The sequence below is a fragment of the Smaragdicoccus niigatensis DSM 44881 = NBRC 103563 genome, from assembly GCF_000380645.1.
GTDB classification, from domain to species: Bacteria; Actinomycetota; Actinomycetes; order Mycobacteriales; family Mycobacteriaceae; genus Smaragdicoccus; species Smaragdicoccus niigatensis.
On sequence record NZ_AQXZ01000019.1, the window covers coordinates 867,038 to 879,618 of the forward strand.

Sequence of the window (12,581 nt, forward strand, 5' to 3'; positions counted from 1 at the left end):
ACCCGGTGCGCCTTTCCGCGCTTGACGCGTCGAACTTCTACTACAGCCAGGCGGGACGGTACTTCGGCGGCGGCGACATGATCTCGGTCATGGTCCTCGACAGCGGAGACGAGTCGCCGTCGATCGAGGAACTCCGCGAGGCGCTCGCCGCGCGGATCGCACTGATCCCCGCACTGCGCGAGCGGATCGCTTTGACACCCGGCGACGTGGCGTATCCCCATTGGGTGACCGACCCCACGCCGACCGGCACCAAGTTCGCGGAGATGTCCGGCGGCACCTGGGGCGAGGTCGTCGGGGTCGCCCAGGCGATGCCGCTGGACCCGCTGGACCCGCTGGAATCCGCCTGGCGTGGTCATATCTGGCGCAACGTCGCCGGAGCACCCGGCATCGAGAATCGCGCCACCGTGATCGCGATGAAGGTCTCGCACGCGGTCACGGACGGTCGCGGCGTCACCCAGATCCAACGCGCCCTATTCGGCGACGATGGTGCACTGGCCCGCATTCCCGGCCACGGCAACGCCGGCCGCACTGTTGGGTTGGTCCAGGTATTCGCCGAACTCGCCCAGGCACCGTGGAACCTGGTGAAGTTCATCCGGGCCGCCCGACAGGCCGGCGGCACACCCGTGAACACCCACGACTTCCAGTCGGTCGCAGCGCTGAACTCCCCCGGCGAGCGCTTCGCGTTCCTCGATGTGCGTCACGTCGCCGTCGAGGACCTGCGCTGGGGCGGCAGCGTCACCGAGACCGGCCTGGCGGCCACGTCGATCGCACTGGAGGCCTACCTCAAGAAGGTCGGTGACGATACGCCGCCATTGTTCGTGCAGATGCCCGTCGTGCCGCCTGGGCTCGGAGAAGCGGACTTGCCGGTCCCGAGCGGAAACTCCGCGAGCGTCGGCGTCGTCGTCGACCTGTCGGTCGGGACTCCCGATCGCGTCGAGCGGGCTGGTCGAATCCGCCAGAACCTCACCGATCAGGTCGCCGCGCAGGCCAACGACGACCACCTGGCCGGACGGCAACTGTTCGAGCGGGTTCCGGTCCAGATCCTGCGTCTGATCGTCGCGCGCGGCTCGCAGATCAAGCAGGTGCCGTGGCACATCGGATTCACCTCGTATACCAAGGGACGACCGGATCTTCAGCTCCTCGGCCACCCGTTGGCCTACTTCGTCGGCCCGCCGATTCTGCGTCCGGGCCAAGGACTCGGGCAGACTCTGCTCGGGCTTGGGGACCGCGTTACCGTATCTGTGGGGGCGAGCGACTCGATTCCGCAGCCCGAGCTGTACGCCGACCTTTTGCATGCCGCGATGAGGCGCGAGATCTAGACCTGATCGGAGGACGAACCGGTGCGCCTGTCCGCGCTCGACGCCCTGCATTTCTATTACTCCCGCGGCGGAAAGAACCTGGAAGCCTCGGACCTGTGCGCCATCATCGCGATCGACAGTGGCGCTGAGTCGCCGTCGTTCGCCGACATCCGGGACATCCTCGCGGGTCGGATCGGGTTCATCCCGGCCCTTCAGGAACGGATCGAATACGCACCCGGCGATTTGACCTATCCGCACTGGGTGCGCGACCCGGAACCGGCGCGAAACAAGATCACCGAGGCAGTCGGTGCCACGTGGCAGGACGTCCTCGACCATGTGGTCGAGGCATCGGCGAACCCCGTTGATCCGACCCAGTCCGCGTGGCGCATGGTCATCTGGCGGAACCTCCGCGGTGTACCGGATGTCGCGGGGCACGCGACGATCGTGTTCTTGCAGGTGGCGCACGTTCTGACCGACGGGCGCGGGATCACCCAGATCCAGCGCGCACTCTTCGGCGACGATTCCGCGGCGGCCCGGATTCCCGGTCACGGCAACCCGACGCCACGGTTGGGGCTGCGCGAGAGCATCGGCGAACTCAGCGCCGTCCCCCGGAACCTCTGGAACGCCAATCGCCAGGCCCGGAAGCTGACGAAGAAGCGGCCCGCGAGCCCGCCACCGGAAATCGAGTCGATCGAACCGCTCAACGCCACCGGCGAGCGCCGGTCGTTCCTCGATATCTCGATCTTTTCGCGCGCCGACCTCCGCTGGGCGGGCACCGTGACTCAAACCGGTTTGACCGCAGTGTCGCTGGCCATGGAGACGTACCTGGCCGAGCTCGACGCCCTGCCCGAATCCGGAGCATTGTTCGCGCAGGTCCCGGTTGTCCCGGATGGAATCGCGGACAGCGACCTGCCCGTCCCGAGCGCCAACGTCGCGAGCGCTTCGGTGCTCGTCGACCTCGGCATCGGGATCGAAGACCTCAACGAACGCGTCGAACGAATTCAAGAGAGTCTTCGCAAGGGCCTGGCCGACAAGCCCGACGACGAGCACCTCGCGGAGCGGCAACTGTTCGAGCAGCTACCGGTTCAGGTCGTGCGGTCGAACGCGGAGCAGAACTTGCGGACGACTCCGACGTCCCCCATCTGCCACACGAACTTCACGTCCTACCCGAAGGGGCCGGCAGATCTGTCGCTGCTCGGTGGCCGCGTCGTCTTCATCGGCGGTCCGCCGCTGCTGCGCCGGAACATGGGCCTTACCCAGGCCATGGTCGGACTCGGTGATCGCGTCGCAGTGTGCATAACCGCGAGCGACACGGTCCCGCGCCCGGAGCTGTACGCCGAGCTGCTGCACGCCGCGATCCGGCGCGAGATCTAGGTTCCTAGACTGCGCCCACGATGGCGGCGAGGTCGGCTGCCAGCTTGTCGGCGAGGCCGGGCTCGGTGGCCTCGACCATGACCCGGAAGAGCTCTTCGGTGCCGCTGGGGCGCAACAGGATTCGACCGTTTTCGCCCAGGTGACGTTCGGCGTCGGCGACCGCAGCAAGCACTTCCGGTGCCGACGCGACCGCAGCTTTGTCACTCACCTTGACGTTGATGAGGACCTGCGGAACGGTCTGCACGACGCTGGCCAGTTCACTGAGCGTGCGCCCGGTCTGCGCCATGCGCGACACGATGCGAAGCGCGGTGAGAATACCGTCGCCGGTGGTCGCGTAGGCGGGGAGAACAACGTGCCCGGACTGTTCACCGCCGAGCGAGTACCCGCCTGCGCGCAGTTCTTCGAGGACGTAGCGGTCGCCGACACCGGTCGTCTTGATGAGGACGCCGGCCTTCCGCATTGCGATGTGCAGACCGAGGTTGCTCATGACCGTCGCAACGAGCGTGTCGTCGACGAGTTCGCCGTCCTCGTGCATCGCCAGCGCGAGGATCGCCATGATCGCGTCGCCGTCGACGATCGAACCCTGGGCATCCACCGCAAGGCAGCGGTCGGCGTCGCCGTCATGTCCGATGCCGACGTCGGCACCGTGCAACACGACAGCCTTCTGCAGCGACTCGAGGTGCGTCGACCCGCAGTCCTGGTTGATGTTGATGCCGTCGGGCTCCGCATGGATCGTGATGACCTCGGCGCCGGCAGCACGGAAGGCCGCCGGAGATGCCTCGAACGCCGCGCCGTTGGCGCAGTCGATGACGACCTTCAGGCCGTCGAGGCGATGCTTGATCGACGTGGCGAGGTGCGACAGGTAGGTGTCGAGCGCATCGGTGACCTGGAAGGCGCGGCCGATGCCGGCGCCGGTCGGACGATGGCTGAGTCCCTCTTCCATCGCCGCCTCGATCTTGTCCTCGGCGTCGTCCTCGAGCTTCTCGCCCTTGGCTGCGAAGATCTTGATCCCGTTGTCGTCCATCGGATTGTGCGAGGCCGAGATCATGACGCCGAGCGCGGCGTCGTAATGGCCGGTCAGGAAGGCGACCGCGGGAGTCGGCAGCACGCCCAGAGTCAGCACGTCGACGCCGGATGCCGTGAGACCGGCGATGACGGCCGCCTCGAGCATTTCGCCGCTCGCGCGGGGGTCCCGTCCGACGACGGCAACCGGGCGGTGGTCACCGGTTGGTTCGTCGGCGAGCACGTGCGCCGCGGCCGTGGAGATCTGCAGCGCCAGTTCGGCGCTGAGCGCTTCGTTCGCCAGGCCCCGAACGCCGTCGGTACCGAAAAGTCGACCCACGAAACACACCTATCTGCAGGAGAACTGGCCTGAATATATGCCCTGATAACCACCTTGGGCGGGTGTCCGGAAAAGGACACCCGCCCAAGTATGGGGTACGAAGATCAGCGCTTCGAGTACTGCGGCGCCTTGCGCGCCTTCTTCAGACCGTACTTCTTACGCTCGGTCGCACGAGCGTCACGAGTCAGGAAGCCAGCGGCCTTGAGGGCCGGGCGGTCCTCCGCAGTGACCTCAACGAGAGCACGAGCGATGGCCAGGCGCAGAGCACCGGCCTGACCCGACGGGCCGCCGCCGACGAGGCGAGCGTGAACGTCGAAGGACTCGACGCGGTCCACGGTCACCAGCGGCGACTTGACGAGCTGCTGGTGCACCTTGTTCGGGAAGTAGTTCTCGAGGGTGCGGCCGTTGAGCGTGAACACGCCGGTGCCCGGAACGAGGCGGACGCGAACGACAGCCTCCTTACGACGACCAACGGTCTGGATCGGACGGTCGAGAACCGGGATCGGGCGCGGCGCCGCAGCGGCCGGGGCCTCGGTGGTCTCGGCGTCGTCTTCGATCACTTCTTCGACGACCTCGAAGTCGTCTTCGAATTCCTGGGCTTCGGTCACTGTGCCACCTGCTTAATGACGAACGGAGTCGGCTGCTGGCCGACGTGCGGGTGGTCCGGGCCCGCGTAGACCTTGAGCTTCGAACCGATGACGGCACCGAGCTTGTTCTTCGGGATCATGCCCAGAACAGCCTTCTGAACCAGCTTCTCGGGGTTGTTGGCCATAACCTCGCCAGCCGTCCGAGACTTCAGACCGCCGGGGTGACCCGAGTGGCGGTAGATCTTCTTGTCCGCCAGCTTGTTGCCGGTCAGGGCAACCTTGTCAGCGTTGATGATGATGACGTAATCGCCACCGTCGACGTTCGGAGCGAACGTGGGCTTGTGCTTGCCGCGAAGCAGGTTTGCTGCCTGGACGGCAAGGCGGCCGAGCACCACGTCCGAGGCGTCGATGACGTACCACGCGTGCGTGATGTCACCAGCCTTCGGATGAAAGGTAGACACAGCAGATCCTTGTCTGTTTCGGTTGGCGCCAGCCAGGCAAATCGGGTGAATTATCTTCCGGCGGCCGGCACAGACCCGGAAGTTCAGCTGACGAATCAGCGATGCCACATGCCAGCGGGCTACTTTACCAGCGGCTTTGCCCTCGTCCAAAACGCTGGATTTCCTGGGTTCCGCCTGTGGCTAGGCGATGGAAATGTCGTCAGTGCGAGTAACCGTGGTGAATCCGCTCCACCGCTCGGTGTACGTGAGTGAAACTGCGAATGATGTTGTACCGAAGATCATCTCTCGCCATGATCGCCGTCGTGCTGGCGGTCGTGTTGAGCGCATGCGGACAACGGGTTGCGGGCACCGCGCAGTCGATCTACGACGATCCATTCCGCGTTGCCGGCCTGGCGCCGGTCGGGGGCCAATCGGGCCCTCGCCCGGGTGTCCCGGACGCCGAACTTCGGATCTACAACACCGACCACGGCGAGATCGATCGCCTCGTCGGCAACGCCCTGAGCGACATCCAGGACTACTGGCGGCTCGAATATCCCTCGATCACCACCGCCCCGTTCCGCCCGATCGGGCGCATCGTGTCGTTCGACAGCCGATCCACCGAGTCCGTCCGGTTCTGCGGGATGGACACCTACCAACTCGTCAACGCCGCGTTCTGCACCCAGGACAACTCGATGGGATGGGACCGCGGACTCCTGCTCCCCGAGATGGTGTCCATCTGGGGGCCGATGGCGGTCGTCATGGTGGTGGCGCATGAATACGGCCACTCGATCCAGGGACAGTCCGGGCTGGCGAAGGACTCCGATCCGGGGATCGTGCTCGAGCAGCAGGCGGACTGCTTCGCCGGCGCATTCCTGCGGCACATCGTCGAAGGTGGTGCCAAGCACTTCCGGCTCAATACCTCCGACGGCCTCACGGCGGTGCTGTCGACGATGGCGTCGCTGCGTGACGTCGATCCGAGCGACCCGTTCGCGATCCACGGATCGTCCTTCGAGCGGGTTTCGGCCCTCCAGATCGGCTTCTCGGACGCCGCGGTGGGCTGCACGAAGATCACCGACAAGGAGATCCAAGAGCGCCGCGCCGCGGTCGAGTCGAAGTTCCCGTCGGTCTCGCCCACCAAGGACGAACCGCCGGTCACCAGGGAGTCACTCAACGATCTGCTTTCGGCGCTGAACGGCGTGATGCCGGCGAAGAAGGAACCGCAGTTCGACTTCGGTGGGAAGTGCCCGGACAGCAAGCTCGACCGCCCGGCCCAATACTGCGAGACGGACAATCAGATCGCCGTCAACGTCGACGATCTCGCCCGGCGGGCGATTCCCATCTATCCCACCGAAGCGGGTCTGTATAAGACCGTCAACGGCGACTTCACCGCGAACCTGGCCGTGATTTCGCGCTATTCGCTCGCCGTCCAGAAGCAGCTTGGGCATTCGATCCAGGGTGTTGAGGTCGGGCTTCGATCGTCCTGCCTGTCCGGAGCCATCGCCGCTGCCCTCGCGGAGCAAAAACCGGACGGAGTCCGGCTGACCTCCATCGATCTCGATGAAGCGATATCCGCGTTGCTGACGGACGGATACGCGGCGCAGGACGTCGACGGCAAGTCGGTACCGAGCGGATTTTCCCGAGTCGAGTCATTCCGACTCGGGATCCTCCATGGCATCGACGCCTGCAACAGTCGGTACTACTAAAACAACGACGCGAGCTGGCGATCAGTCGCCTGCAACTGCTCGTTGCCGGTGAGAACAACGCCCGCGGCCTGGTTCAGCATCGAGGTCAGTTCCTCGGTTTTGCTGTTCCAGTTGGCCTGAAGCGCCGCGAATGCGTCGTTCGCCTCACCCTGCCAGTGCTGGTCGACGAACTGGCGAACCTGGCTGTTGAAGTCGGCGAGCATCGACAGCAGACCCTGCGCGCTCGACCGGATTGAATTGGCACCATCCGCGACGGACGCGAAATTGGCTGCAATGACGGAATCGGACATGAGAACTCCTAAACGACTCAGAGGTTGAGAGAGCTGACCTGGCTGTGGAACTGTTCGTCGGCTCCACCGATCGCGGCACCGGCTCGGGCGACGTCGTCGGCAGTCGACTGCAGCTGGTTGTTGAGCTCGCGCGCGAGCGAGAAGTACCGATCCATGAAGTTGTCGAACGCGTTGCGCGCCTGGCCCTGCCACGTCGCCGTGGTCATATCGGACTGCTGGTCGACGCGGGCAATCGTTTCGGCGATCTGTGTGTGCTTGTCGTGCATATCCTGCGAGAACTTCCGGATCTGGTCCGGGCTGGCCAATAGCGGCATCGGTGCTCCTTGAATCAAGTTCCTTACGCACCCTTCGACGCGTGAAACCCGAGATCGGTTCCATCGAAGTCGAAATAGCTCAGCGGACGACGTCGACCGAGGCCACGACCTGCTCACACGTCGCCGCGAGGTCGTGCCACACTCCCGGCCGGAACTGGCAGCCGACGCTGGTCTGAACTCCGCGGTCGATCATGGTGTACCAACGGATTTCGGACGTATCGCCAGTCGGATGCTCGGTGTAGAAGATCGTTTGCCGGCCCCCGTAGACGAGGTCTTCGAGATCGGAGAACGTGTCTGCCTTGGCCAGCATCTGCCGGCGCAGCGATCGCTTCGCGTCGTCGAGGGTCGTCGCTTCGGGCACCGAGTTCTGCGTCACGATGATCCGAAGATCCTTGCGGTCGCCGAGACTCAGGTCGATGCGGCGCTGGCCGGAATCCTGGTCTCGCTCCTGAGAGGTCCAGCCAGGCGGAAGGAGAAGGTGCGCACGTCCGAATGCGATCGTCTGCGGCTTGTCGGAAGCCTTCGCGGACTCGGGTCGATCGATGAGCAGGAACGTCCCAGCGACGACGACCGCGACCATCAATGCACCCGCGAGAACCCACCAGACGCGGGGCACCGTCGCCAACCGCGTGCCCAACGACGGCACCGGTTCCCGCTTCTGTTCGAGCCCCGCCGGATCCGGTGCGACGACCGCTCGCACCGATTGCGCCGCAATGCGGTCGAGCTCTGCACGGCCGGTGATCAGCACCTGATCGATCCCGGGCCGACTGACCAGGTCGCCGAACTGCGCTGCGCGATCAGGAGATTCGGCAACATCACCCGAACCCAGCGTCGGTGCGTAGCGCGACTCGGAGATCCGGCCGTCCGCGCCGACCACACTTGCGCACGTCGAGAGTTCGCCGCATTCGACCACGAGCGTCACACCTCGCTGACCGCGACGACGGACGACCGCCGACGCGAACGGCGTGCACGACACCGCACACCCGAGCGCCGGACCGACTTCCTCGAGTTGCCGGATTCGCCGCGTACCCCAATGCGTCGGGTGGATGAACGTCAATCGGTCGATCGATTTCGCCGACCGACCGAGCGTGCCGAATGCCCCTCGGACCAACGCTTCGAGCGCCTGCGACATCGGTGTCGGGCGAAGTCCCGCCGTACCGGCAAGAACGACCTCGTCCCCGAGGTAGCGGGCCGGATTCCAATTCTGATCCGGTACGGCTTGGAACGCGCCGCCGGTGCGAATCCAGCAACCACCGTCGGTGATGACGAGCTCGGCCGCGGTCACGACGGTGGAGCCCAGGCCGTCTGAACCAGCGCCGCATCCCGCGTGACGAACACACCGCGCCCGGCCGGCATCGCCGAAGGCCGCACCTGACCGACGAGCGCTCCCTCCTCGCGGTTACCGCTCATCACCACGCCCGCGGCCCCGACTTCACGAAGTCGGCTGATCACCGGGTCGAACAGAGCGCGGGCCGCGCCGCCGCTGCGCCGCGCGAGAACGAGGTGCAACCCGATGTCCTTGGCCTGCGCGAGGAATTCGACGATCGGCGCCATCGGATTCGATCCGGTTGCGACGAGGTCGTAGTCATCGATGATCACGAAGATCTCCGGCCCCGACCACCACGACCGGTCTCGAAGCTGTTGTTGCGTGATGTCCGCAGCGGGGAGGCGCCCGCGAAGAACGGTCGAGAGGTCGTTCATCATCGTGGTCAGCGTCGGCGCGGCTGGCGCGTAGCCGGCGAGATGGTCGCCGTCGACGACACCGAGGAGGGTCCGGCGGTAGTCGCCGACGATGAGCTTGACCTCGCTCGGCGCATGCCGCTCGGTGAGTTCGCGGGCGATGAGCCGCAGCAGGTTCGTCTTGCCACACTCACTGTCGCCGAACACCAGCATGTGAGCTTGCTCGGCGAAGTCGACGAATGCGGGTCGCAGATCGGCTTCGCGGAGACCGATCGGGACCGCGAGCTTGCCCATTGAAGCATCGACCAACGCCGCGTGAAGGGCGTCGACGCGAAGCTCGGTCGGCAGCATCCGAACCGCGGGCGCCGGATCGGATGCGTTGCGTACGGCGACGAGGTTTGCGACCGCGAACAGACCCGCCTGATCACCGATCTGCGGTCGCGCGACAAGCAGGTGATGACCTTCCTTCGTCATGCCACGGCCCGGACGTCCGGCGGGTACCTGCGCTGCGAGGCGGCGCCCGAAATCTGAATCGATGGCGTCGCCGAGCCGCAATTCGATCCGCGTGCCGAGTTGATCCTTCAGCGCCGGTCGCAGATCCGGCCATCGGGCGGCGGTGATGACAACGTGCACTCCATACGAAAGTCCTTGCGTGGCAATCGCGGTGATCTGCTGTTCGAGGCCGTCGAAGTCCGACCGCAGGACGCCGAATCCGTCGATCACGAGGAAGACGTCACCGAAGTCATCGCCGAACGAGGGTTCTGTCGCACGCCTGCGACGGAACTCGACCATCGACTCGACGCCCCACGTCCGGAAGTGACGTTCGCGCTCGGCGACGAGTCCCGTCACTTCGGCGACGGTTCGGCGCACGAGATCACTGTCTCGGCGGGACGCGACTGAACCCACATGTGGCAGTTGGGTCAGCCCGTTGAGGAGTCCACCGCCAAAGTCGAGGCAATAGAACTGCACCTGGCGGGAGGAATGGGTCAATGCCAGCGAGCACACCAACGTTCGGATCGCGGTCGACTTGCCCGACTGCGGCCCACCGACGATTGCGGCGTTTCCAAATCCGCCCGAGAAGTCGACCACGAGCGGATCGCGGCGCTGCTCGAAGGGTCGGTCGACCTGCCCGATCGGCACCCGGAGACCGGCCAGCGCCTCGATCTCCGCCTCCAGGCGGGCACCGAGGATCTCCGTCAGATCGGCCGAAGCGTCCAGTGGGGGAAGCCAGACTCGGTGGGCGTTGGCACCGCGACCCCGGACCTTCCCCACGATCGTGTCGAAGAGCGTCGAGGTACCTGCGTCTGCCGCGGCCTGCGCGATCGCAGGAGGCACGTCAGGCATCTCTACTTCGAGCGCCCGGAACAGCATGGGCCGCAGCGCCGACGATCGGACTCGCGCACCTCCTGCCGCGCTCTCGACGAACGGACCTGACACATAAGCGGACTGGAATCGAAGCAGGTCGCCATGATCGGACTTCAGGTAGGCGGCACCCGGTGTCGACGGCAAGTGGTGCGCATCGGGAACGCCGAGCACCGCGCGCGACTCGCTTGCCGAGAACGTCTTCAGTCCGATCCGGTAGGACAGATGGCTGTCCACGCCGCGCAGACGCCCCTCGTCGAGTCGCTGGCTCGAGAGCAGCAGATGGATGTGCAGCGAACGCCCGAGCCGGCCGATCGCGACGAACAACTCGGAGAACTCCGGATGCTGGGACAGCAACTCAGAGAATTCATCGACGACGATGAGCAACGCCGGCATCGGAGCGAGCTGTGCACCCGCTTCGCGGGCCCGTTCGTAGTCGCCGACATTCGCGAAGTTGCCTGCCGCACGGAGGATTTCCTGGCGGCGGTTCATCTCACCGGCAAGCGCGTCGCGCATGCGTTCGACGAGGGTCGACTCCGCTTCGAGGTTCGTGATGACCGCAGCGACGTGGTGCACGCCGTCGAGCCCGAGGAATGTCGCGCCGCCCTTGAAGTCGACGAGGACGAGGTTGAGTTGCTCGGGTGAGTGGGTCGCGATGAGGCCCAGTACGAGAGTTCGGAGGAACTCCGACTTTCCGGAACCCGTGGCTCCGATGCACAGACCGTGGGGACCGATTCCGCTTTCCGCCGACTCCTTGAGGTCGAGTTCGACGACCGATCCGTCTTCGGCGACTCCGACGGGAACCCGTAAACGGTCCCTTCCGACGCGGCGAGACCAGGACTGATCTGCGTCGAAATTCAGTGGGTCGATATCGATGAGCCCGGCCCATCCGGATCGGCTTCTCGTTCCTTCGGCGGGCGTCGAGCCGAGTGCGGGAGCCCGGAATCGCGCCATGCTCCGCGCAACCTGCTCGGCTTCGACAATCGAGACCTCGTCGATCACGGCGATGGGCGTCAACCCGGATTCGCCCCGGGCGCTGATCTGCCGACCGTCGAGGGACAGTTCCAGCGTGCGGCCCACCGCTGGAGCAAGGGGCGTTCCGAACGACACCAGAGTCACCGACTCGAGTCCGGCGTCACCGATGACTTCGCTCGCATCGACGGAATCCGCGATCACGACGACGTGGGGTGCGGTGTGGGTCGACGCGGAACGCGTGAAGCGGCCTCGATTCGACAGCCATCCGCCCAGCATGGCTCGCACGTCCGAGACGGAAACGCCGACCAATCGACGCTCCCCCAACGCATCTCGCTGCGTCGGATGCTGCACGTGCGGCAGCCACTTCGCCCAATCCCACCTGCCGGCCACGGTCGGGTCGGCCACGATCGCAACGACCACGTCGTCCGGACCGTGAGCCATGCACAGTGACGACACGAGCGCACGAACTCCCGCGCGCACGATGTCGGCGTCTCCCTCGATCCGGACCGAGGCATACCCCCGCAGCGAGACCGCGATCGGCAGATTCGGCACCACGGAATGCGCACGAACGAAACGACGCAGCGCGAGTGCGCTGACGGGTTCGAGTTCGTCGAGCGGTCCGAGATCGGGAGTCACGAGGCCGCGCGCCAACCGCTGGTCACCGACTCCGATTCGCACGTGTCCGAAGTCCGGATCGGTGGATCGACGCTCCCACATGCGAGATGTCCCCGCTCGCTCCCACAGCATGCGCGGGTCGGGATGGGTCCACGCTGCGGCCGCCTGCTGGTCCGATCGGACCGCGGCCACCTCGGCACGAGTCTGATCGAGGTACCGCAGGTAGTCCGCGCGGTCCGCATCGGAAGCCCCGGCAGACGTCCCGGAGCGCTGTCCGGCGTACATCCCCAAGGTCGAGACCGCCATCATCACGGGGAAGAGCAGACCGACCGGGTTGGACGCCAACGAGCCGGAAGCGAACAACATCGCGACCATGCCGGCCGCACCCGCGATCGTGACGACGGGCAGGATCTTCGCCAGAAAGCTGCCAGATGTCGGTCGTTTGACTTCCGGTGGTGGCTGAAGGGGCATTTCGCCGCCCGGGACCCGTGGCGCAGGATGTCGTGGACCGCGCTCGAAACGGACCGACGTCATGACCGGACCACCCGCATAGGTAAATGAATATCAACATCATGATGGCTGCGGCACCGACTGCCTAAAA

At 65.6% G+C, this 12,581-nt stretch carries 10 protein-coding genes; 3 read left to right on the forward strand and 7 right to left on the reverse strand.

Translation table 11 applies throughout. The features are described from left to right. Window positions 1–5 precede the first annotated feature (5 nt). Both F600_RS0125300 and F600_RS0125305 read left to right on the forward strand, forming a co-directional pair. A complete protein-coding gene (locus F600_RS0125300) occupies window positions 6–1,319 on the forward strand; it encodes a wax ester/triacylglycerol synthase domain-containing protein (RefSeq protein WP_018163469.1) in 1,314 nt (437 codons plus the stop codon). A 21-nt stretch (window positions 1,320–1,340) separates the two neighbouring features. Further along, a complete protein-coding gene (locus F600_RS0125305) occupies window positions 1,341–2,672 on the forward strand; it encodes a WS/DGAT domain-containing protein (protein WP_018163470.1) in 1,332 nt (443 codons plus the stop codon). A gap of 4 nt (window positions 2,673–2,676) precedes the next feature. On the opposite strand, the gene glmM is transcribed toward F600_RS0125305, so the two are convergent. The 3 genes from glmM to rplM all read right to left on the reverse strand — a co-directional run bounded on the left by glmM (window position 2,677) and on the right by rplM (window position 5,062). Continuing rightward, on the reverse strand, window positions 2,677–4,014 hold the full coding sequence (glmM, locus tag F600_RS0125310) for a phosphoglucosamine mutase (RefSeq protein ID WP_018163471.1): 1,338 nt from the start codon (window positions 4,012–4,014) through the stop codon (window positions 2,677–2,679). A gap of 104 nt (window positions 4,015–4,118) precedes the next feature. Further along, complete coding sequence (gene rpsI / locus F600_RS0125315) at window positions 4,119–4,622, reverse strand: 30S ribosomal protein S9 (RefSeq protein WP_018163472.1); 504 nt, start codon at window positions 4,620–4,622, stop codon at window positions 4,119–4,121. Continuing rightward, on the reverse strand, window positions 4,619–5,062 hold the full coding sequence (gene rplM, locus F600_RS0125320) for a 50S ribosomal protein L13 (RefSeq protein WP_018163473.1): 444 nt from the start codon (window positions 5,060–5,062) through the stop codon (window positions 4,619–4,621). The genes rpsI and rplM overlap by 4 nt, the downstream gene beginning before the upstream one ends. A gap of 290 nt (window positions 5,063–5,352) precedes the next feature. Between rplM and F600_RS0125325 the strand changes: the two genes are divergently transcribed. Continuing rightward, window positions 5,353–6,744, forward strand: coding sequence for a neutral zinc metallopeptidase (locus F600_RS0125325; RefSeq protein WP_018163474.1), 1,392 nt, complete (start codon window positions 5,353–5,355; stop codon window positions 6,742–6,744). On the opposite strand, the gene F600_RS0125330 is transcribed toward F600_RS0125325, so the two are convergent. The 4 genes from F600_RS0125330 to F600_RS0125345 form a co-directional block, all read right to left on the reverse strand. Next, entirely contained in the window at window positions 6,741–7,034 is a 294-nt protein-coding gene (locus tag F600_RS0125330; RefSeq protein ID WP_018163475.1) for a WXG100 family type VII secretion target, read from the reverse strand. The genes F600_RS0125325 and F600_RS0125330 overlap by 4 nt on opposite strands. A gap of 17 nt (window positions 7,035–7,051) precedes the next feature. Next, window positions 7,052–7,348 (reverse strand): WXG100 family type VII secretion target, encoded by a 297-nt coding sequence (locus F600_RS29830; protein ID WP_018163476.1) that lies wholly within the window; start codon window positions 7,346–7,348, stop codon window positions 7,052–7,054. Between the two features lie 79 nt (window positions 7,349–7,427). Then, window positions 7,428–8,633, reverse strand: coding sequence for a type VII secretion-associated protein (locus tag F600_RS0125340; RefSeq protein WP_018163477.1), 1,206 nt, complete (start codon window positions 8,631–8,633; stop codon window positions 7,428–7,430). Then, window positions 8,630–12,514 carry a type VII secretion protein EccC gene (locus F600_RS0125345; RefSeq protein ID WP_018163478.1) on the reverse strand — a complete coding sequence of 1,295 codons (3,885 nt, stop codon included), beginning with the start codon at window positions 12,512–12,514 and terminating at the stop codon, window positions 8,630–8,632. The genes F600_RS0125340 and F600_RS0125345 overlap by 4 nt, the downstream gene beginning before the upstream one ends. Between the last annotated feature and the right edge of the window lie 67 nt (window positions 12,515–12,581).

Excerpts from the sequence above, each read along its gene's own strand:
- F600_RS0125345 (WP_018163478.1), bottom strand. The coding sequence starts at position 12,514 with ATGACGTCGGTCCGTTTCGAGCGCGGTCCACGACATCCTGCGCCACGG.
- F600_RS29830 (WP_018163476.1), bottom strand. The coding sequence starts at position 7,348 with ATGCCGCTATTGGCCAGCCCGGACCAGATCCGGAAGTTCTCGCAGGAT.
- F600_RS0125330 (WP_018163475.1), bottom strand. The coding sequence starts at position 7,034 with ATGTCCGATTCCGTCATTGCAGCCAATTTCGCGTCCGTCGCGGATGGT.
- F600_RS0125325 (WP_018163474.1), top strand. The coding sequence starts at position 5,353 with ATGATCGCCGTCGTGCTGGCGGTCGTGTTGAGCGCATGCGGACAACGG.